Here is a 20,625-nt window from a genome sequence, read left to right on the forward strand (position 1 = left end):
GACCGTCCGTGGCAGAATGGCGCCACTGGTCACCTGGATGTCGCCATTCGGACAAAAGTTGTCTCTAAACGCAGCAGTACGCACAAATGGTGAGAATCAGACAAAGGGCGGGTGAAGATGACAACCCAGCACGCGATTGAAGGTCTGCGCCAGCTGAAGTATACCCCGGGCAGCGAAGAGCCGGTTCATCAACATGAACAGGGGCAGCTGATCTACGCCCTGCGCGGCGTGGCGAAAATTGTTACCCCGCAGCATATCTGGCTGCTGTCGCCGGGGCGCGCCATCTGGCTGCCGGGCGGCCTGCCGCACGGGCTGCAGGCGGTTGACCACGTGGTCACGCAAAACCTCTACTTAACTCCCCCGGCGTCGCGACGTTTCGGCGAGCGCTGCCGCGGGCTATCCGCTACGCCGCTGCTGCACGCGCTTATCGCCGCCGGTTTCGAAGAGGGGCTGACGGCGGAGCGGCAGGCGCTGGTTTACGCTCTGCTGAGCGACGAGCTGGCGCGCCTGCCCGCCAGCGTCCTGTGCCACGTGACGCTGCCCAGCGATCGCCGGGTGCGCCAGGTGTGCGACACGCTCTGTCGCGAGCTGGATCACGCGGCGACCCTGGCGTGGTGGGGACAAAAGGTGGGGGCCAGCGAACGGACCCTGGCGCGGCTGTTTCGTGAAGAGACGCACCTGAGCTTTTCCGAATGGCGCCAGCAAATTCGCCTGCTGGAGGCGGTGTGTAATCTGGCCCGCGGCGTGGCGGTGAGCACCCTGGCAAACGAGCTGGGCTACGCCAGCGCCAGCGCGTTTATCGCCATGTTTCGCAAAAAGCTGGGCGTTTCGCCCCAGCGCTATATCCAGGCCGCCGGCGTGAAGGGTTAAAGGAGGCGCTTTAACTAAATATTATTCATTATCAAGGCGTTATTTATTTTACTCCGTTCTGTGTGTACTCAGTGTGTAAAATTACACACTGATCACAATTCTCAATCCGTCATCATGATTTAATCCTCTCAACCAAAACCGAGAGGAATACTCATGAAACACATGATGATTTGTTGTGGCGCTGGCGTAGCAACCAGCACCGTTGCGTTAAATAAGCTGCAGGAGTTCCTGAAAAAAGAAAACATCCTCGACAAGGTACGTATTTCGCAGGGCACCGTGGCGGAAGCTAAAACGCGCGATGATATCGATTTTATTGTCTCGACTTCACCGGTTGCGCTTTCCATTCCGGTTATTAACGCTCTGCCGCTGTTGACCGGCATGGGCACCGATAAAGTTTTCAGCAGCGTGAAAGAATTAATTCTCGCCGAGGGTTAAGCCATGTTTATTGTTGATTATATCGTGGGCTTAGGCGCCTCGGTGATGATGCCGTTAATATTTATGATCCTCGGACTGATATTACGCCTGTCGCTGAGTAAAGCCCTTAAGGCCGGTTTAATGGTAGGGATTGGTTTTATCGGCTTAAGCATTACCGTTAATCTGATGATCGACTCCCTGACGCCGGTCAGCCACGCGCTGGTGGAGCGCTTTGGCCTGAACCTCACCGTGCTGGACGTGGGCTGGCCCGCGGCGGCGGCGGTGGCGATGGGAACCCGCGTGGGCGCGCTGGTGATTCCGGTGTGCGTGGCGATTAACGTGCTGATGCTGTACAGCAAAACCACCCGGGTGCTGAACGTCGATATCTGGAACCTGTGGCACCACGCGTTTACCGGTTCGCTGGTCACGATTATTACCGATAGCCTCTGGCTGGGTATTTTTGCGGCAGCAATTAACTGTATCGTCACTATGGTTATTGCCGACCGTACCAGCGGCGACGTCGAGAAATACCTGAACCTGCCGTCTATTTCCGTGCCGCACGGTTTCTCCGCTTCGTTTGTTCCGGCGGCATGGCTGGTTAATGCGATTGTCGATCGTATGCCGGTGATTCGCGATATTAAAATTGATACCGAAGTGATTCAGAAAAGGCTATCTATTCTCGGCGATCCGGCGTCGCTTGGCGCAATTATCGGAGCGCTGCTGGGTATTATTGCCGGGATCGAAGTGAAGGCTATTTTACAAACGGCGATTACCATGGCGGCGGTGATGACTATTATTCCGCGCATGGCCAAAATGCTGATGGAGGGGGTCTATCCGATCAGCGAGCGTATTCAGGAAATTGCCCAGTCGCGCGCCGGCTCCTTTGGTAAAATTGCCATCGGCCTCGACTCGGCGGTCAGCGTTGGCCATCCGGTGACGCTGTCGGTATCGATGCTGATGATCCCCATTATGCTGGTGCTGGCGGCGATTATTCCCGGCAACGAGTTCCTGCCCTTCGCCTCGTTAACCGGCCTGCCATTTGCCTTTGTGCTGGTCACCGCGGTGTGCCGCGGCGATATGTTCCGTACGCTGCTGACCGGCCTGCTGACGCTCAGCCTGGCGCTGCTCATCGGCACTAACCTGGCGCCGATCGTCACCAGCACGGCGGTAAGCACCGGCTTCTCTCTGCCGCAGGGCACCACCAGCATCAGCAGCGTCGATTACGCCGGAGCGATGCTGCCGTGGGCGATTATTCAGGGCTTCCACTTAAAAGAGATTGGGGTCGGCATTTTAACCTTGTGCACCCTTGCGTTGATGATGTGGAACCGCCGCAAGCTGGCGCAGGAAAACGAGCAGTTAGCTGAAGCAAACGCGGAGGTGGGGAAATGATGTTTAGCGCACAGCGCGTGGTGACGTTCACCGAAGCGATCAGCCGGACGGATCTGCTGACCCGCCTGGCGGCAAGCCTGCAGGCCGATGGTTTGGTTAAGCCGAGCTTTAGCGAAGGGGTGCTGGAGAGGGAAAAGGTCTATCCGACGGGGATTTTTATGGAGACCCACAGCGTCGCCATCCCGCACACCGAGTTTGAGCACGTCAACCGCACCGGTTTTGCCATCGGCATTAACCTCGCAGGCGTGGAGTTCCAGCGCACCGACGAGCCGGAGGAGGCGGTGGTGCCGCAGCTGGTGGTGATGATGGCAATTGATAAAACCTGCGAAAAGGTGGCAATTATTCAATCCTTGTTCGCCCTGCTGGCCGATAGCGATCGCGTTAACGAAATCGTGAAAATGACGCCAGAGGAGATTGCAAAAGTGTTCACCGATGGCATCGTCACGAAGTAAGATAAAATGATGGGCTCAATACGGTAATGCCGGATGCAAAGAGGGACAAGATGTTACGAATCAGCGACGTCATAGAGTTAGCGATGGTGAGTCGTAAAACTATCTATAACGCGATCAACAGCGGCCGGCTTAAGTACCAGCTGGTCAACGTTGATAATCGTCAGGTTCGTATGTTTTTCGAAGAGGACGTCTTCGAAGCGTTCCCCAAAACCAGCCGGGTTAGCACTACTCAGGAACAAGAAGTGCAGGCGCTGCGAGAGGAGGTGGCCTCCCTCAAGTTTGCGCTGGCGGAGCTGCAAAAAGCGGTCAACGCCATGGATCCTGAGGGTAAGTACGAAATGACCAGCGTAAAAGAGCCGTCAAAAACCCCCGACCGCTAGCCAGCGGCCGGGCGTCGCGTTATCAGACGATATCGTCCACCACGCCGCCGTCAACGCGCAATGCCGCCCCCGAGGTCGCCGAGGCTTGGGTCGAGCAGACGTACACCACCATATTCGCCACCTCTTCCACCGATGCCGCGCGCTGAATCACCGACGCGGGGCGATGGGCCATGACAAACTCTTTCGCCAGCTGCTCCAGCGGTTTCCCGGTCCTCGCGACTTCTTCTTTCATCATTTCGGCAAAGCCGTCGGAAAGGGTGGGGCCCGGCAGCACGCTGTTGACGGTGACGCCGCTGCCGGCGACGTACTTCGCCAGCCCGCGCGCCAGCGACAGCTGGGCGGTTTTGGTCACCCCGTAGTGGATCATGTCCGCCGGAATGTTGCGCGCCGACTCGGAGGAGATAAACACCACCCGGCCCCAGCCTTTTTGCACCATCGCCGGCAGCAGGGCCCGCGATAAGCGCACGCCGGACATCACGTTGGTCTGCCAGTAGTTTTCCCAGGTCTCGTCATCGGTTTCATAGAAATCCTGCGGGCCATAGATGCCGGCGTTGTTGACCAGAATATCGATGCCGACCAGCGCCTGCAGCAGCTGATTCACGCCCCCGGCGTCGCTCAGGTCGGCGACCGCCGGACGGGTTCTGGCGCCGGGCACTTCGTTTTGCAGGCGAGAGATGGCCGCGTTAACGCTGCGCTCGCTGCGCCCGTTAATCACTACTTCCGCGCCGCTGGCCGCCAGCCCCCTGGCGATAGCAAAACCAATGCCCGCCGTGGAGGCGGTGACCAGCGCGACTTTCCCCGATAAATCAATCTTCATAACCTTGGCCTTATTGTGTGAGCAACAGACCGTTAAGCGTAGCAGCTGACGCCTGCGCCGGGCGGGACAGAGGTTGCAAGGTGTTAATAGCCGATCTGTTTATTGACCAGGTTTTTCAGCGGCAGCGCCTGCTGCAGACGCTGAATATTTTCCAGCAGCTGACGGGCGATCACCTGCGCCGGGGCGATGGAGGCAATATGCGGAGTGATGACCACCCGCGGATGCGACCACAGCGGATCGGCGTCCGGCAGCGGTTCGACGGGGAAGACGTCCAGCAGCGCGCCCGCCAGCCGGCCGCTGTCCAGCGCCTGCAGCACATCGTGATTCACCATATGCTCGCCGCGTCCGCAGTTGATCAGCACCGCTCCGGCCGGGAGCTGGTCGAGCAGAGGCTGCGCGAGGATGCCGCGGGTCTGTTCGGTGAGCGGCAGCACGTTGATCAGCGCATCCAGTTCGCCCAGGAAACCAGCGGCCTGCGCATCGCCGTGGTAGCAGCGCACGCCCGCCAGCCGCTTTTCGCTCCGCGCCCAGCCGGAGACGCAGTACCCCAGCCCGGCAAGGCGGGCGGCGATGTAGCCGCCGATTTCACCGAGCCCCATCACCCCGACGCGAAAATCGCCGGCGGCCCGCTGCGGGTAGCCCTGCCACACCCGCTCGCGCTGATGCGCCAGCGCGCGGTCAAAGTGGCGCTGAAACCACAGCACGCCCCACAGCGCATATTCGAACATCCCGTGACGAAAATCTTCATCCACCACCCGGCATAGCGGAACCTGGCTGGCGAACACCTCTGCGGGAAGGTGGTCGACCCCGGCCGAAGCGGCCTGGATAAGCTTTAGCTCCGGCGAGCGGGCCAGCAGACTGAGGGTCGGGAAACCAGCAGCTGGCATACTCCGCGCGACCTGCCGCCGGATGGTCGGGCAGGACCGCCGTCACGTCGGGGAAAAGCCGCAGCGCGTCGCAAATCTCGCGGGCGTAGTTTGGGTCATTGCAGTCGACAACGATAGTCAGGTTCGGCATAGGCGTTAGTCTTTATAAGAGGTGTCGAGGCGGTTAAGGCGGCGCAGCCACGCCTGCCAGACCTGCTGGCGCTCGTGCTCCACGCCCATCAGCTGTTCGCAGGCGTGCTGGCTCAGGTGCGCCGGGATGAGGTGAATCGGGCTGAGCGGAGCGAGCTGGGCGGCGGCCAGTCTGAATTTCGCAGGCGCGGTTGAGGTAGTACATGATGCAAAACGCATCGGCGACGCTGCGCCCGACCGACAGCAGCCCGTGGCTCTGTAAAATCATGGCGATATTATCCCCGAGCGAGCGCTGAATACGCTCGCGTTCGTCGAGATCAAACGCCACCCCTTCATACGGGTGATAGCCGACGCGCTGATAAAACTCGGTGCTGATCTGGTTAAGCTGCAGCAGGCCATCCTGACAGGCGGCGACCGCCATCCCCGGCAGCGTATGGGTGTGGATCACGCAGTGGGCATCCTCCCGCGCCATATGCACCGCGCTGTGGATGGTAAAACCGGCCGAGTTAGCCGGAGCGTGGCCCTCCACCACCTTGCCCTGCATATCGACGACAATCAGATTGCTGGCGGTCACCTCGTCGAACATCATGCCGAACGGGTTAATCAGAAACCGCGGTTCGCCGTCGCCCGGCAGGCGCACGGAAAAGTGGGTATAGAGCGTATCTTCCCAGCCAAACAGCGCCGCCAGGCGGTAGGCGGCGGCCAGATCCTGGCGTAGCTCACGTTCAGTAGCCATTTATTGTACTCCCATAAATTCACGGATGCGGGTCAGTGCCGGATCGCCGGCGCCGTCGCGGATGCGCCGTGGCGGCACATCGCTCACCACCACGCCGTTTTCCATCATCACCACCCGGTCGGAGATGGATAGCGCGAAGTCCATCTCGTGGGTCACGATCAGCATCGTCATCCCTTCGCGGGCGAGAGACTGAATCACCTTCAGCACCTCACCAACCAGCTCCGGGTCCAGCGCCGAGGTGGGTTCGTCAAACAGCATGATGTCCGGTTTTAAGGCCAGCGCCCTGGCGATGGCGACGCGCTGCTGCTGGCCGCCGGAGAGCTGCCAGGGGTACTTTTCGGCGTGGGCCAGCAGCCCGACGCGGTCCAGCAGATAGAGGGCCTGCTCTTTTGCCACGCGGCGATCGGCCAGCTTGTGATACAGCGGGGCGAGCATGACGTTGTCGAGCACCGTGCGGTGAGGAAACAGGTTGAAGCTCTGGAAAACCATGCCGATGCGGCGCACGCCGGCGCGCATCTGCGGCTTATCGACGATCGCCGCGCCTTTCAGATAATTTTCGCCGTAGAGAATAATTTCCCCGCCATCGATGCTTTCCAGGGCGTTGATGGTGCGGATCAGGGTGGTTTTGCCCGACCCGGATGGCCCGATAATGCTGATGACCTCGCCGTTATCGACCTTCAGGTGGATGCCTTTCAGCACCTGATGCTGGCCCCAGGACTTTGCGATCGCCCGCAGATCGAGAGCCGGCGGGCTGCCGCTGGCGGGCACGGCCTTCGCCGCCTGCGGCGGCGCTTTCAGGATCTGGCGCAGGGTCTCGCATTCGGCGTCGTTGAAGGTTTGCGGGCGCTTTTGCTGAATATCGAGCCGGTTTTCCAGCGCCCGGAACAGCCAGGTAAATACCGTCACCACCATCACGTAGTACACCGCCACCGCCAGTAGCGTCTCCATCACGAGGAAGTTCTGCGCGTACAGCCGCTGGCCGGTGAGCAGCAGTTCAGGTAGCGAGATCACCGACAAAATCGAGCTGAGTTTAATGATGGTGATGTATTCATTAATCATCGTCGGCAGCGAGATGCGAAACGCCTGCGGGATAATTATCAGGCGCTGAATGCCGATAAAGCTGAAGCTTAAGGCGTGGCCGGCTTCGCTTTGTCCTTTCGCCACCGAAATTAAACCGCCGCGATGGATTTCCGCCATATAGGCCGCCTCGGTGACGGTCATCGAGACCAGGCCGGCAATAAACGGAACGCCGAGCAGCGGCTGGGTGGCCGGAAACAGCTGCGGCAGGTTATAGACAAACACCAGCAGCACCATTAGCGGCACGCTGCGGAAAAACCAAATATAGAGTTCGACGGGAACCTTCAGCCAGCGCGGGCCGGAGAGCTTCGCGCAGGCTAAAAGAAAACCTAATACCAGGCCAATAAACCACGACAATGCACTGACGACGATGACGGTCACGCACGCCTGCCAGAATGCCCCAATGCTAAATAACGAGAAAAAGTATCCCCAATCGAACTCCATACCGACTCCTGTTGCGCATTGGCTTGATCGTATTTAATCGATGCGTTCTAAGTTGTATTTCTTGATGATGGCGTCATATTTGCCGTTGGCTTTTAAGGTGGCTAACGTCGATTTAATCGCCTCCACCAGTTCGCTATTGCCTTTGCTGACGTAAATCCCCAGCGGCAGGGGATAGACCAGCCGCGTGGAGCTGATCGCCAGCCGTCCGCGGCTCTTGTCGACAAGAATTTGCGCCGCCGGAGCGATCTCTAACTGCGCGTTAATGTTTTTCGATATCAGGGCCTGGGAGACTTCCGGCGCGGTCGGGAACTCCTGAATGCTAATCGCCGGCTTCCCGTTCTTCAGGCAGTACTCATCGGAGTGATTTTTCAGGCTCGAGACCCAACTGGTGCCCTGCTGCAGGCCGACCTTGACGCCGCAGAGGTCATCTTCCGTTTTCGGCTGAATATCGCTGCTTTTCAGGGCGATAATCGACGCGCCGGATAGGGCGTAAGGCACGGCATCGGCCTGTTTAAGGCGCTCCGGCGTGACGTACATCCCGGAGATCACCGCGTCATATTTCTTACCAATCCCTAAGATCAGACTGGTGAATTTGGTGTCGATCAGCTGCGGTTTGGCCTTCAGATGCTCGGCAATCAGCGCGGCGAATTCCGGGTCGAGGCCGACGATGTTGTTACTGCTGTCGTAAGATTCAAACGGCGGATAGGTCACCTCCATCCCGACTTTAAATACGCCATCCGTCAGCAGTTCTGCCGCCTGGGTCAGCGGGGAAAAGCAGGCGGCGACGGCGATGCCCAGAGCCACACGGCGCGAGAGCTTATGGAGCGTTTTTTTCATCATGTATCCTCACGGGTTAGTTACGGTTTTTTGCTGGGCTTGTTTTTTCAGATGACCAAAGGTGTTGGTGCCGCGGGCGCGCTCCGGGAGCTGCAGCTCGCCTTTGTTGACCTTCTCGCGCAGGTAGCGATAGGTCTGCAGCGCCTGGCTCCACATATGCTCGCCAATGCTCAGTTCCTGATAGTCGCTGGCCTCCCCGGCGGTTAAAAAGTTGGGCAGCGGGCGGATCAGGGTGTGGTAATCGCAGGCGAAGAACAGCGGGAAGGAGTAGCGCTCCTGCGGCACCTTGCGGACACGGTGGGCTGTAGCAACAAATGTGCCAGCGCTTAGCACTTCCAGCATGTCGCCGATATTGATCACGAAAGCCTCTTCTCCGGCGGCGCTCTTCGCCGGCGGCGCGTCGATCCAGGCGCTATCTTCATTCAGCACCTCAAGGCCAGGCTGGTCGGCGAGCAGCAGGGTGAAGCATTCGTAATCGGTGTGTGCACCAATACCGGGAACGTCTTCGGCGCTGGCGTCAAAGGGATAGTGGATCAGGCGCAGCTTCGACGGCGGGCAGGTCACCATCGACTTGAAATACCCCTCCGGCAGGCCAAGGGCGAGGGCGAAGGCGTCAAACAGGCGATGGCCGAGGGCAAATACGGCTTCATAGTAGGCCAGCACTCGGGACTGAAACTCGGACAGCTGCGGCCACTCGTTGGCGCCAATCAGCGGCGTGCCGGCCAGCACAAACGGGTGGTCATCCGCGGCCTGAAAGCCAATATCAAACGCTTCTTTATGGTCCGGTTTACCGGAGCCGTAGATCTCTTCCCCTTCCGGGACGTAGCCTTTGTGGCTGCGGGAGTGGCCGATGTAGTACTGCATCTTTTGATCCATCGGCAGGGCGAAGAGCTGTTTGGCCGCCGTGCGGATCCCGGCGATCAGCTCAGGGACAATGCCGTGGCCGGTGATGTAGAAAAAGCCGACTTCCCGCGCCGCCTTGCCGATGGTGTCGGCGACGGCCTGGCGCTTTGCCAGACTGTCGCCGGCCAGATCGCTGATATCGATGGTCGGTAACTCAGTGAAAGAACTTTTTGCGACGTTCATGACGACAGATCCTTTTTGGTTAGCGATAAAAACTCGGCGAAACGCTGCTGTTCATGTTTCGCCATCCATGCATTCAGCGACCACAGATCGGCCACCGGGACGTTGGTGAACGGCAGATGGTGCAGATAGCCGTCGGGGCCAAACTCGGGCGTCAGCGTGGTTTGCTGATACCCGCGCCGGCGCTGCGACTGCCAGACCTGCTGCCAGAAGCGCTGCTGGAACTGCAGCGCGGCCTGATATTCCGGCGCCGCCGGATGCGGCACCTGCGGCCCCTGGTCGTAGCCGGCGCGGGCCTGAACGTGGTGGACGCGGTCGATAAAGGCGCTGAAATCATCGCAGGGGTCATCCAGCAGACGCTCGCTCACCACCAGCCAGTGGCTGATATCGGCGGTAAAGCGCAGCTGCGGCAGCTGCTGGATAATTTCCAGGGTCAGCCACGGGCTATACAGCGAGGTGGCGCGATGAGTTTCAAAGCTGCAGGTCACCTCACAGGCGGCGGCCAGCTCGTGGGCCCGGCCGAGAAAATCCACCTGCTGCGCCAGCGGCCAGCGGTCGTTGCCGGCCAGCAGATTGACAAAGCGCGGATTCAGCGCCTTTGCCTCTGCAAAGCGGCTTTTTAAGCGCTCCAGATGCTGGTGCGGCGTCTCGGCCTGCGCCGGGATCACGCCGCCGCCGCTGAAGACGATGGCGATATACTCCAGTTCGGACTCCTGCAGACGCCGGGCCAGCGTCTGCCGCTCATCGGCGCTCAGCGGGACTCGCGCCTCGATGCCGCAGCAGCCGACGCTTTTTAGCTCGCTGAGGGTTTGCTGCCACGGAGTCGTCACGCCCCACAGGGTGCGAAAAACCTTGAGCTGCATGGCTGGCTGCATGGTTGGCTGCATTCTGAATCCCCTTATGGATATTTCACGCCCGGCAGGACGCAGAGCATTTCATACAGCAGGTTGGCCGCCAGCTGGGAGGTGTTGCCGCTGATATCGTAAGGTGGAGAGACCTCAACCAGGTCGCAGCCAATCAGGTTCAGGCCGCGGCAGCCGCGGACGATCTCCAGCGCCTGAATCGAGGTCAGGCCGCCGACTTCCGGGGTGCCGGTACCGGGCGCCCAGATGGGGTCGAGGCTGTCGATATCGAAGCTGAGATAGACCGGGCCTGCGCCCATCTGCTGGCGAACTTCGGCCATTAGCGGCGCCAGCGACCGGTGCCAGCACTGCTCCGCCTGCACCAGACGAAAGCCCTGGTCGACGCCCCACTGGAAGTCGCCGGCGGCGTAACCCTGGGCGCGCTGGCCAATCTGCACCACCCGTTTAAGATCCAGCAGCCCCTCTTCGACGGCGCGGCGGAAGGTGGTGCCGTGGGCGATTTTTTCGCCGAACATCTCATCGTTGGTATCGGTGTGGGCATCTACATGAATCAGCCCTACCGGACCATGTTTTTTGGTCAGGGCGCGGAGAATCGGCAGGGTGATGGTGTGGTCTCCCCCGAGGGTCAGCGGGATGAGCGGAAAACTATTTAAACCGGTGTAGTAATCCTCGATGATCTGCACCGATTTGAGCAGGCTGTAGGTATTTATCGGTACGTCACCGATATCGGCCACCGATAGCGATTCAAAAGGCGCCGCGCCGGTTGCCATGTTATAGGGACGAATCATCACCGATTCGGTGCGGATATAGCGCGGCCCGTAGCGGGTGCCGGAGCGCTGCGACGTGCCGATATCCAGCGGGATGCCAACGAAAGCCGCATCAAGCCCCTGTAAATCTTCGATAAAAGGCAGTCGCATCATCGTTGCGCGGCCGCCGAAACGCGGCATCTCGTTGCCGCCCTGCGGTTGATGAAAGACGTTATCCATTTCAGCTCCTGAATCTGACACACAAATGCTCGATAAGGTGATAGTGCGAAAGATGTGCTGGACTTTAAATCGTCTGCTGCAAATACTTAGTTCATTTACCGGTGAACTAATCATGCTCAACGATGGTAGCCTTAACATTCGCCAGCTGCAGATTTTTGAGGCGGTGGCCCGCCTGGAAAGCTACGGCAGAGCCCAGCAGGAGCTGGGGATTTCGGTGTCGGCGATCAGTAACGCCATGTCTCAACTGGAAGGTCAGTTGGGGTTTAGCCTGTGCCAGCGCGGGCGTGGCGGTTTTGCGCTGACCGAGAAAGGGCAGCAGTTTTTGCAGCAGGCGATTCGCGTGCTAAGCGAGCTCAACGAGCTGGAACGCCAGTCGGCGCTGCTGAAGGGCGAACACAGCGGCACGATTTGCATCTCGACGCTCGACTCGATCGAAACCGAAACCGCGCTGTCGCTGCCGGTGGTGCTGCGCAGCTTCAGCGATAAGTTTCCCCACGTGCATATCAAACTGATTATCCGTACCCCGGCGGAGCAGCTGAACGGCGTGCTCAACAACCATATCGATCTGGCTATCGGCAGCTACAATTCCCAGGTGCATAACATCATCAGCGAGCCGCTCTATCGCGAGCAGCACTGGCTCTACTGCAGCGACCTGCACCCGATGTTCTTCAGCCGCCAGCTCGATAAAGAGCAGATCAGCCAGTGCCCGCTGGTGACCCGCAGCTACTGGAACACCAGCGATCTGCGGCGGCGCGGCTTCAGTAAAGGCAGCGCCACCGTGGAGACGGTCGATGCGCAGCTGCTGCTGATCCTGTCGGGGAAATATATCGGCTATCTCCCGGAACACTACGCCTGGCCGTGGATCAAGGAGAACCGGCTGCGGGTGCTGCTGCCCAACGAGTTCGGCTTCCAGTCGCCGTTCTCGGCGATTTGCAAACGCGGGCGCAGCAACGAGCCCTATCTGAAAGAGTTTCGTAATTTACTCAAGAAGAATACCGTCGCCAGGCCGAAGTGGAACTATTAAGGGACGCGCGAGATCAGGCGCTGGCCGCGGCCGAAGCGCGGGCGACAAAGCGAAAATAGTAGAAGTAGCCGATCGAAGCCGTCAGGCAGAGCATATAGCCAAACGACTCGCTGCCCTCTTCGACGGCGTTTTTTACCGCCCGGGCGTAATCCTCGGCAAGGATGGCGAACCACAGGCCGTGCATCCCGAACAGACGCGAGAAGACCAGCACCGCCAGCAGACCGCTGAGCATCATCCCGTAATAAGGCGTGCGGGTATATTGCGCCAGCTGTGCAAGGGTCTGGCGGAAATGGATGAGCGGATAAATAAGCTTACACAGCGTGGAGAAGAGGGCAAACCAGAGCCAGCTGCCGTGGGAAATAAGATCGAAGGCCGCGTCCAGCTCGCGGATCAGCATGGTGAGGAAAAAGCCGCCGACGAGAATATTGCAGTAGCGCAGAAGCGCATATCTCTTTGCCAGCCAGAAGTGAATCAGCACGATTGCCGCCAGCACCAGCTCCTGCACTATTTCAGTGAGCGATATTTCCGCAATATTGTTATCAAAGACCCGCACGTCCATCCACAGGCAGAGCACCGCGATGGCGGAGGCGAAAGCCGCGCCGAGGAAGAAGAGAAAGCTTCTGAGTACAGACATTAGCACCACGTTATATATTGAAAAACAATATGGTAAGTGCCGTATTTATAACTTCCTCTTCACTTCGTGCTCCTTTTCCGCCATTTTTTAACCAATCGAGCTTTTTGCGCCCAGGTCGGCGCCAAACGGCCGCGCGGCCTGGGGCAGCCCGACGGGTTACTGGCTCATGCTTAAAATCGTGCGGATGTTGCGGGCGCTGGTGGCGATGATATCGATCGCCCCGGTGCGCAGCGCGCCCATAATCGCCATCGCTTTGGTATTTTCAGAGGCAATCGCAATCACGCAGGGGATCTGCTTGAGCTCCTCGACGCTCAGACCAATCACGCGGTTGTCCATCACCGTGTTGACGTGCTCGCCGCGGGAGTTGAAGAAATCGTAGCCGGCGACGTCGCCGATGACGCCCTGGTTAATGCTGGCGTCGTTGATCTCCTGCGGCGTGAACCAGCCCAGCTTCACCATATAGCTCTCTTCGTTCATGTCGCCGATGCCAACCAGAGCAATATCGGCTTTGCGGGCGCGATCGAGGGTCTCTTTAATGGTGCCGTTCTGCAGCAGCAGCTCTTTTAGCTGCATATTTTCGACATAGGCCGGCGCGTACAGCGACTCGCTGCTGCCGCCAAATTTCTTCGCCAGCAGGCGGCTGATATGATCGGCGTTGATGATATCGCCCGGGCGATGGGTGCCGCCGATGCCGCAAATAAAGCGGCAGTCGCGCGCCTGGATGGTGCCGGAGAATTCGGCGACCGCCGCCACGTTGCGACCCTGACCTACCGCTACCACCACGTTATCTTTCAGCATATTGTTAAGGTGGCTGGAGACCAGGGTGGCAACCTGGCGACGCTGCTCCTCTTCATCGTTATGGTCGAGGGCGATAAGCGCGCGGCTGATGGGGAAACGATCTTTGAGCTGCTTCTCAAGCTGGGTGCTGAAGATCGGGTGGTAGCGGACGTTGATCTCGACGATCCCTTCTTCTTTTGCCCGTTTCAGCAGACGTCCGACCTTAATACGCGAGAAGCCAAATTTGTTGGCAATCTCTTCCTGCGTTATCTCATCACTGTAGTAGGCTACGGCAATCTCGGTGAGTAGCTCATACTCCTGGGACGCGCTCGATTTTTCCATTCGGCTGCTTTCTCCACGCGGTAGATTAATGTTTAGGGGGTGAACATTTGCTGAAAGTATATCAGAAACGTTTTTACCTCAAGCAGGGTAAGCGCGACGGCCCTCCGTGAGCCCGTCGCGCCAGGGGAAGGGCGGCTAGCTCTCCGGGCGCCCGGCCGCTATCTGCTGCGCTTCGGCAAGAATTGACGCAAAAGCCTCGGGCCGGTGGGCAAAACGGCCGAGGAAAATGCCGTCAACGTCGGGCCACAGGCGGCTGAGCAGGCCGGGGCCCGCGCTTCCGCCGTAGATAACCTGAAACTGTGGGCCGTAATTTTGCCGCAAATACGCGCGCAGCTCCCGGCAGACGTGGCGGATATAGTCGTCGCTGGCGGGCTTTGGCGCGCCGATGGCCCACTGCGGCTCCCAGGCAAAAATCGTCGGCGGCAGCGCGTCGTCTCCGCGGTGCGCCAGCAGACTCCTGCACCTGACCGACGGCGTAGTCAGCGGCATCTTCGGCGCTCATTTGCTGGTCTTCACCTATACAAATGACCGGCGTGAGATGAGTTGCGTAGGCCATATCGATCTTCTGGTTGATGATGTCGACGGTTTCGCCGAAGTGGCGGCGCCGTTCGGCATGGCCGAGTTCGACGTAGCGGCAGCCCATCTCCTGCAGCATGGCGGCGCTGCTCTCGCCGGTCCAGGCGCCGGGCGGGGCGGCGCAGATATTCTGCGCACCCGTGGCCATTGCCGTTCCCTCAAAGCAGCGCAATGCCGCCGCCACCGCCGGCATTGCCGGGAAGGTGAACAGCTGCAGCCGCGCCGTCGAGCTCTGCCGGCTGCTGGCGCAGCAGCTCGGCAACCTGCTGGCACCACGCCCGGGTTTGGCCATAGCCAAAATAGGTTTTATGGCTGGTGCCGACGATGGGGCTTAGGGACATACGTTCTCCCGGGGTTCTTGAGTTTCTGCGTTATCGCTCAGGCAGGCGCCCACCGCGGCGATAATCATCGCCAGCGACACCGCGCCGGCGTCCGGCGTGCCGAGGCTGCGCTCTGCCAGCGGGCGGGCGCGGCCGATTTTCGGCAGCAGCTGGGCGGTATCCTGCGCGCTCTGGCGGGCGACGCGTTCGGCTTTATCCCACGCCTGCGCGAGAGAGAGTCCCTCGTCCGTTGCCGCGCTCAGCGCCTGGCTAAACGGCAGCAGCACGTCGACCAGGGTTTTATCGCCGGGTTTGGCTTTGCCAAAATGCATCACCCCGGCGTTGGCTTTGGAGATGGCCTGCGCAACCCGCGCGGCGTCAGGTTTTTCCTGATTGCCGATGGTGATACCCAGCGTATTAAGAATCACGCCCCAGATAGCGCCAGAGGTACCGCCGGCCTCATCGGCCCAGGCGTCAGCGGCGAATTGTAGCAGGGTACCGGCTCCGGCGCCCTGTTCCAGCACCTTTTTCGCCGCGCTGCGGGCGGCAACGACGCCGCGCTCCATACCGATGCCGTGGTCGCCATCGCCGGCGATCGCATCGATACGGCCAAACTCCTCGGCGTTATCAATCACCGTTTGCGCGACGGCGTCAACCATCCGCATCACCTTAACGGCGACCTCTTTCGATTCGGCGCTGCCCTGGGGAATTTTGACCTCGCCGCTCTGCTCCAGGCGCTGCGGATCGAGGGGAACCTGCGGCAGGACGGAACCGCGGCTAAAGGCGGGAGTGGTGGCCGGGGCAAGCCACAGGGCCTCCAGCTCGTCATCAAACCAGACGAAGGTCATCGACATTCCGGCCATATCAAAGCTGGTGACAAACTCGCCAATCTGAATGTCAGCCACTTCGACACCGGCTTTCTGCAGCAGCGGCTGCACGTCGTGCCAGAAGACGAACAGCTCTTCATATTTCACCGAGCCAAGACCGTTAATGATCACGCCCAGGCGCGCGCCTTTGGCCTGCGCGATAGCCTGCGGGCGCTCTTCCAGCAGGGTGCTGGTGAGCATCTGCGCCAGCTCGTGCGACGACACGGTATCCAGCTCGCTAATGCCGGGTTCGCCATGGATCCCCATGCCAAAGCCCATCTTCCCTTCCGGAATGGTAAAGAGCGGATGCTCCGCGCCGGGGAAAGTGCAGCCGCTGAAGGCGAGGCCCAGCGAACGCGTTTGTTCGTTGGCGCGGCGGGAAATAGCCAGCACCTCGGCCAGGGAGTCGCCGCGCTCTGCGGCGGCGGCGGCGGCTTTAAACACCACCAGATCGCCGGCTACGCCGCGGCGTTTCTCTTTTTCAGCCAGCGGCGCGCTGGAGACATCGTCGGTGATGGCCATGGTTTCGCAGGGGATCCCCTCGGCGCGCAGCCGCTCGCAGGCGAGACCGAAATGGAGCACGTCGCCGGCGTAGTTGCCGAACATTAGCAGCACGCCGCCGCCGTTATTGGCCGCCCGCGCGACGGAGCAGATTTGCTGTGCGGAAGGCGAGGCGAAAAGATTGCCCATGGCCGCGCCGTGGGCCAGGCCCTGGCCGACCAGCCCGGCGAAGGCGGGGTAGTGCCCGGATCCGCCGCCGACCACGACGGCCACGCCGCCCGGCCTGCTTTGCGTGTTACGTACGACCCCGCCCGGAACCTGGCGCACCATTGACGCGTGCGCGCTGACGAAGCCCGCCACCATTTCTTTTGCGAAGTCTGACGGTCGGTTAAAAATCCAGCTCATTTTGTCTTCTCCAGATGATTTGTATTTAGTTTCCCAGCCGCCAGTTTCTGGCCATTTGTACCATCACAAATGAACGCTATCAGATCACATGAATCAATCAAATGTTCAGCAGGTGGATATGTGATCGAGGTCGTGATTTGCTTAATAAAGCTATTTTTTGTGCTGTTGCCCCTTTTTTAACCGCAGTTTTCTTGCTAAACCTTATTACATACGAACAACTGGTGAACTTTAGTTCAGTTAAGCGGCCGGTAATTCCAGCCTGAATCCATCACACGATCGGCTTCTGAACATAAGTTTGATACTAACGCTGTCATTAATGAGGTAAGAAAAATGTTGAAAGTCGCAATCGGTGCTGATGATGCTGCGACCGGACTTAAAAATCTGGTAAAGGAACATCTTCAGCAGCGGGACATCGAGGTCGTTGATTTTAGCCACGACGTGGTGGGAAATGAGCAGATGTACCCGGATATCGCCTTTAACCTGGCTTCGGCTATCCGCGAAGGCACCTTTGAGCGCGGGCTGCTATTTTGCGGTACCGGCATCGGGATGGCGATTGTGGCGAATAAGGTGCCCGGCATTCGCGCCGCGCAGTGTCATGACGTTTACTCGGCCGAGCGCGCCCGCAAAAGCAACAATGCGCAAATCATGACCCTCGGCGCGCGGGTGGTGGGCAGCGAGCTGGCGCTGATGCTGGTCGATACCTGGCTTGCCTCCGAGTTTGAAGCCGGGCGTTCCGGGCCGAAGGTGCAGCGTATCGATTACTACGAAACGCTGGTTCACCCGGACGGTGCGGCCCGCGCAGACGAATAAAGGAGTCATCACGATGACCATTCTGGAAAAACTGAAAGAAGTGACCACCGTTGTCGCGGACAGCGGTGATATCACCGCGATCCGTGAGTACCATCCGCAGGATGCCACGACCAATCCGTCGCTGATCCTCAAAGCCGCCGCGCAGCCGCTCTACCGTCCGCTGATCGAACAGGCCATCGCCTGGGCCTGCGAGCAGGGCGGCACGGCGCAAACGCGGCTGATTAACGCCAGCGATAAGCTGGCGGTAAATATCGGCCTCGAGCTGCTGGGCCAGGTGCCGGGCAAAGTGTCGACGGAGGTGGATGCCCGCCTCTCTTACGATCGCGGGCTGTGCGTGGCGAAAGCGCGCAAGCTGATTCGTTTATATGAGCAGGCCGGAATCGATCGCTCGCGGGTGCTGATCAAGCTGGCCGCGACGTGGCAGGGGATTAAGGCGGCGGAAGAGCTGGAGCGCGAAGGCATTCACTGCAACTTGACGCTGCTCTTTTCATTTGCCCAAGCGCGCGCCTGCGCCGAAGCGGGAGTATGGCTGATTTCGCCGTTCGTCGGGCGAATTTACGACTGGTATCGCGAACGCAACCTGCTGGAAGATGACGCGGCGGAGAACGATCCGGGCGTGGTCTCGGTGCGCAATATTTACGATTACTATAAGAAGCACCGCTACCCGACGGTGATCATGGGCGCCAGCTTTCGTAAAACGGCGCAGGTGATTGCGCTGGCCGGCTGCGATCGCCTGACCATTGCTCCGGCGCTGCTGGAGGAGCTCAGCCGAATGGAGGGCGATCTTAGCGTTGCGCTGGCGCCGCCGCAGGCCGGCGAAATGCCGCCGTCGCCGCTCACCGAGTCCGAGTTTTACTGGCTGCACAATCAGGACCCGATGGCGGTTGATAAGCTGGCGGAAGGCATTCGCCTGTTTGCCCGGGACCAGCAAAAGCTGGAGGCGATGCTCAGCGAGCTGCTGGAAAAACAGGAGGCGGACGATGTCATCGCGTAGAGAACTGGCGAACGCTATTCGTGCGCTGAGCATGGACGCGGTACAGAAAGCCAAATCCGGCCACCCGGGTGCCCCGATGGGTATGGCTGACATTGCCGAAGTCCTGTGGCGTGATTTCCTGAACCATAACCCGAACAACCCGGCCTGGGCCGACCGCGACCGCTTCGTGCTCTCCAACGGCCACGGCTCGATGCTGATTTACAGCCTGCTGCACCTCACCGGTTATGACCTGCCGATTGAAGAACTGAAAAACTTCCGTCAGCTGCACTCCAGAACCCCGGGCCACCCGGAAGTCGGCTACACCCCCGGCGTGGAAACCACCACCGGCCCGCTGGGCCAGGGGATTGCCAACGCCGTCGGCATGGCGATTGCCGAGAAAACCCTGGCGGCGCAGTTCAACCGTCCGGGCCACGATATCGTTGACCACTTCACTTACGCCTTCATGGGCGACGGCTGCATGATGGAAGGCATTTCTCACGAAGTGTGCTCCCTGGCCGGTACCCTGAAGCTGGGCAAACTGGTGGCGTTCTATGACGACAACGGCATCTCCATCGACGGCCACGTGGAAGGCTGGTTCACCGACGACACCGCCAAACGCTTTGAAGCCTACGGCTGGCACGTGGTGCGCGGCGTGGACGGCCACGATGCCGACGCCATCAAACGCGCGGTTGAAGAAGCGCGCGCGGTGACCGACAAACCGTCCCTGCTGATGTGCAAAACCATCATCGGCTTCGGTTCGCCGAACAAAGCCGGCACCCACGACTCCCACGGCGCGCCGCTGGGCGACTCGGAAATCGCGCTGACCCGCGAAGCGCTGGGCTGGCATCATCCGGCCTTCGACATCCCGTCTGATATCTACGCGCAGTGGGATGCGAAAGAGGCCGGTCAGGCGAAAGAAGCGGCGTGGAACGAGAAGTTTGCCGCCTACGCCGGCGCCTTCCCGCAGGAAGCCGATGAATTCACCCGCCGTATGAAGGGCGAAATGCTGGCTGACTTCGACGCCAAAGCCAGTGAATTTATCGCTAAGCTGCAGGCGAACCCGGCGAAAATCGCCAGCCGTAAAGCGTCGCAGAACGCGATTGAAGCCTTTGGCCCGCTGCTGCCGGAATTCCTCGGCGGCTCCGCCGACCTCGCGCCTTCCAACCTCACCCTGTGGTCCGGTTCGAAAGCGATTAACGAAGACAGCGCCGGGAACTACATCCACTACGGCGTGCGTGAATTCGGCATGACCGCGATTGCCAACGGGATTGCCCTGCACGGCGGCTTCCTGCCGTACACCTCCACCTTCCTGATGTTCGTGGAATACGCGCGCAACGCGGTGCGTATGGCGGCGCTGATGAAACAGCGTCAGGTGATGGTCTACACCCACGACTCCATCGGTCTGGGGGAAGACGGCCCGACGCACCAGCCGGTCGAGCAGGTGGCTTCGCTGCGCGTGACGCCGAACATGAGCACATGGCGTCCGTGCGACCAGGTGGAATCGGCGATTGCGTGGAAATACGGCGTGGAGCGTCACGACGGCCCGACGGCGCTGATCCTGTCGCGTCAGAACCTGGCGCAGCAGGAGCGTACGGCAGAGCAGCTGGCAAACGTCGCCCGCGGCGGCTACGTGCTGAAGGATTGCGCCGGGCAGCCGGAGCTGATCTTCATCGCCACCGGTTCGGAAGTGGAGCTGGCGGTTGCCGCGTGGGATAAACTGACAGCCGAAGGCGTGAAGGCGCGGGTGGTCTCCATGCCGTCCACCGACGCGTTTGACAGGCAGGATGCGGCGTACCGTGAATCGGTGCTGCCGAAAGCGGTCTCTGCCCGCGTGGCGGTGGAAGCGGGTATCGCCGACTACTGGTTCAAATACGTGGGTCTGAACGGCGCGATAGTCGGGATGACCAGCTTCGGCGAGTCTGCGCCGGCGGAGCTGCTGTTCGAAGAGTTCGGCTTCACCGTGGAGAACGTTGTCGCGAAGGCGAAAGCGCTGCTGTAGTTCTGATAACCGTGGGCTGGTCTATCGGCTATTC

The 20,625-nt window shown here is 60.0% G+C and carries 20 protein-coding genes and 3 pseudogenes; 9 read left to right on the top strand and 14 right to left on the bottom strand.

Annotation, left to right across the window (positions count from 1 at the left end):
* The first annotated feature begins 117 nt into the window (after positions 1 to 117).
* The 5 genes from ABOC21_RS05340 (at position 118) to ABOC21_RS05360 (ending at position 3,505) form a co-directional block, all read left to right on the top strand.
* Positions 118 to 870 carry an AraC family transcriptional regulator gene (locus tag ABOC21_RS05340; protein WP_426812192.1) on the top strand — a complete coding sequence of 251 codons (753 nt, stop codon included), beginning with the start codon at positions 118 to 120 and terminating at the stop codon, positions 868 to 870.
* A gap of 153 nt (positions 871 to 1,023) precedes the next feature.
* Positions 1,024 to 1,305 (top strand): PTS sugar transporter subunit IIB, encoded by a 282-nt coding sequence (locus ABOC21_RS05345; protein WP_426812193.1) that lies wholly within the window; start codon positions 1,024 to 1,026, stop codon positions 1,303 to 1,305.
* 3 nt (positions 1,306 to 1,308) lie between these two features.
* On the top strand, positions 1,309 to 2,673 hold the full coding sequence (locus tag ABOC21_RS05350) for a PTS galactitol transporter subunit IIC (RefSeq protein WP_426812194.1): 1,365 nt from the start codon (positions 1,309 to 1,311) through the stop codon (positions 2,671 to 2,673).
* Positions 2,670 to 3,125, top strand: coding sequence for a PTS sugar transporter subunit IIA (locus ABOC21_RS05355; protein ID WP_426812195.1), 456 nt, complete (start codon positions 2,670 to 2,672; stop codon positions 3,123 to 3,125). The genes ABOC21_RS05350 and ABOC21_RS05355 overlap by 4 nt, the downstream gene beginning before the upstream one ends.
* 50 nt (positions 3,126 to 3,175) lie before the next feature.
* The gene (locus ABOC21_RS05360) at positions 3,176 to 3,505 is read left to right on the top strand and encodes a DNA-binding protein (RefSeq protein ID WP_426812196.1); all 330 of its coding nucleotides are present in this window, start codon (positions 3,176 to 3,178) and stop codon (positions 3,503 to 3,505) included.
* 22 nt (positions 3,506 to 3,527) lie between these two features.
* Here the strand turns inward: ABOC21_RS05360 and ABOC21_RS05365 are convergent, their stop codons facing one another.
* The 8 genes and pseudogenes from ABOC21_RS05365 to speB all read right to left on the bottom strand — a co-directional run bounded on the left by ABOC21_RS05365 (position 3,528) and on the right by speB (position 11,364).
* On the bottom strand, positions 3,528 to 4,322 hold the full coding sequence (locus ABOC21_RS05365; RefSeq protein WP_426812197.1) for an SDR family NAD(P)-dependent oxidoreductase: 795 nt from the start codon (positions 4,320 to 4,322) through the stop codon (positions 3,528 to 3,530).
* 83 nt (positions 4,323 to 4,405) lie between these two features.
* Positions 4,406 to 5,339 (bottom strand): annotated as a pseudogene (locus ABOC21_RS05370) (2-hydroxyacid dehydrogenase).
* A 5-nt stretch (positions 5,340 to 5,344) separates the two neighbouring features.
* Positions 5,345 to 6,074 (bottom strand): annotated as a pseudogene (locus ABOC21_RS05375) (class II aldolase/adducin family protein).
* Complete coding sequence (locus ABOC21_RS05380; protein ID WP_426812198.1) at positions 6,075 to 7,595, bottom strand: amino acid ABC transporter permease/ATP-binding protein; 1,521 nt, start codon at positions 7,593 to 7,595, stop codon at positions 6,075 to 6,077. It abuts the pseudogene before it with no gap.
* 33 nt (positions 7,596 to 7,628) lie between these two features.
* Positions 7,629 to 8,432 (bottom strand): ABC transporter substrate-binding protein, encoded by an 804-nt coding sequence (locus ABOC21_RS05385; protein WP_426812572.1) that lies wholly within the window; start codon positions 8,430 to 8,432, stop codon positions 7,629 to 7,631.
* Between the two features lie 9 nt (positions 8,433 to 8,441).
* Positions 8,442 to 9,518 carry an isopenicillin N synthase family dioxygenase gene (locus ABOC21_RS05390; RefSeq protein WP_426812199.1) on the bottom strand — a complete coding sequence of 359 codons (1,077 nt, stop codon included), beginning with the start codon at positions 9,516 to 9,518 and terminating at the stop codon, positions 8,442 to 8,444.
* Positions 9,515 to 10,378 (bottom strand): sugar phosphate isomerase/epimerase family protein, encoded by an 864-nt coding sequence (locus tag ABOC21_RS05395; protein ID WP_426812573.1) that lies wholly within the window; start codon positions 10,376 to 10,378, stop codon positions 9,515 to 9,517. Before ABOC21_RS05395 ends, ABOC21_RS05390 begins: the two co-directional genes overlap by 4 nt.
* A 35-nt stretch (positions 10,379 to 10,413) precedes the next feature.
* Positions 10,414 to 11,364, bottom strand: a complete 951-nt coding sequence (gene speB / locus ABOC21_RS05400; protein WP_426812200.1) for an agmatinase — start codon at positions 11,362 to 11,364, stop codon at positions 10,414 to 10,416.
* Positions 11,365 to 11,476: 112 nt separating this feature from the next.
* Between speB and ABOC21_RS05405 the strand changes: the two genes are divergently transcribed.
* Positions 11,477 to 12,388, top strand: a complete 912-nt coding sequence (locus tag ABOC21_RS05405) for a LysR family transcriptional regulator (protein ID WP_426812201.1) — start codon at positions 11,477 to 11,479, stop codon at positions 12,386 to 12,388.
* Positions 12,389 to 12,401: 13 nt separating this feature from the next.
* Here the strand turns inward: ABOC21_RS05405 and ABOC21_RS05410 are convergent, their stop codons facing one another.
* From ABOC21_RS05410 to ABOC21_RS05435, 6 genes and pseudogenes are all read right to left on the bottom strand, one after another.
* Positions 12,402 to 13,022 (bottom strand): transporter, encoded by a 621-nt coding sequence (locus tag ABOC21_RS05410; protein WP_426812202.1) that lies wholly within the window; start codon positions 13,020 to 13,022, stop codon positions 12,402 to 12,404.
* A gap of 156 nt (positions 13,023 to 13,178) precedes the next feature.
* The gene (locus ABOC21_RS05415; protein ID WP_426812203.1) at positions 13,179 to 14,141 is read right to left on the bottom strand and encodes a sugar-binding transcriptional regulator; all 963 of its coding nucleotides are present in this window, start codon (positions 14,139 to 14,141) and stop codon (positions 13,179 to 13,181) included.
* 135 nt (positions 14,142 to 14,276) lie between these two features.
* Positions 14,277 to 14,630 (bottom strand): triose-phosphate isomerase, encoded by a 354-nt coding sequence (locus ABOC21_RS05420; protein ID WP_426812204.1) that lies wholly within the window; start codon positions 14,628 to 14,630, stop codon positions 14,277 to 14,279.
* Positions 14,631 to 14,649: 19 nt separating this feature from the next.
* Positions 14,650 to 14,910: pseudogene (locus ABOC21_RS05425) on the bottom strand (triose-phosphate isomerase); the annotation flags it as partial.
* On the bottom strand, positions 14,876 to 15,058 hold the full coding sequence (locus tag ABOC21_RS05430) for a hypothetical protein (protein ID WP_426812205.1): 183 nt from the start codon (positions 15,056 to 15,058) through the stop codon (positions 14,876 to 14,878). The pseudogene ABOC21_RS05425 and the gene ABOC21_RS05430, both read right to left, overlap by 35 nt.
* Entirely contained in the window at positions 15,049 to 16,809 is a 1,761-nt protein-coding gene (locus ABOC21_RS05435; RefSeq protein WP_426812206.1) for a dihydroxyacetone kinase family protein, read from the bottom strand. Before ABOC21_RS05435 ends, ABOC21_RS05430 begins: the two co-directional genes overlap by 10 nt.
* Before the next feature lie 330 nt (positions 16,810 to 17,139).
* Between ABOC21_RS05435 and ABOC21_RS05440 the strand changes: the two genes are divergently transcribed.
* The 3 genes from ABOC21_RS05440 to tkt are packed head-to-tail and all read left to right on the top strand — an operon-like array spanning position 17,140 to position 20,591.
* A complete protein-coding gene (locus tag ABOC21_RS05440; protein WP_426812207.1) occupies positions 17,140 to 17,619 on the top strand; it encodes an RpiB/LacA/LacB family sugar-phosphate isomerase in 480 nt (159 codons plus the stop codon).
* A gap of 13 nt (positions 17,620 to 17,632) precedes the next feature.
* On the top strand, positions 17,633 to 18,613 hold the full coding sequence (tal, locus tag ABOC21_RS05445) for a transaldolase (RefSeq protein WP_426812208.1): 981 nt from the start codon (positions 17,633 to 17,635) through the stop codon (positions 18,611 to 18,613).
* Positions 18,600 to 20,591, top strand: a complete 1,992-nt coding sequence (gene tkt / locus ABOC21_RS05450; protein WP_426812209.1) for a transketolase — start codon at positions 18,600 to 18,602, stop codon at positions 20,589 to 20,591. The genes tal and tkt overlap by 14 nt, the downstream gene beginning before the upstream one ends.
* Positions 20,592 to 20,625 lie beyond the last annotated feature (34 nt).

It is taken from the genome of Klebsiella sp. WOUb02, from assembly GCF_050058015.1.
Classification (GTDB): Bacteria; Pseudomonadota; Gammaproteobacteria; order Enterobacterales; family Enterobacteriaceae; genus Klebsiella.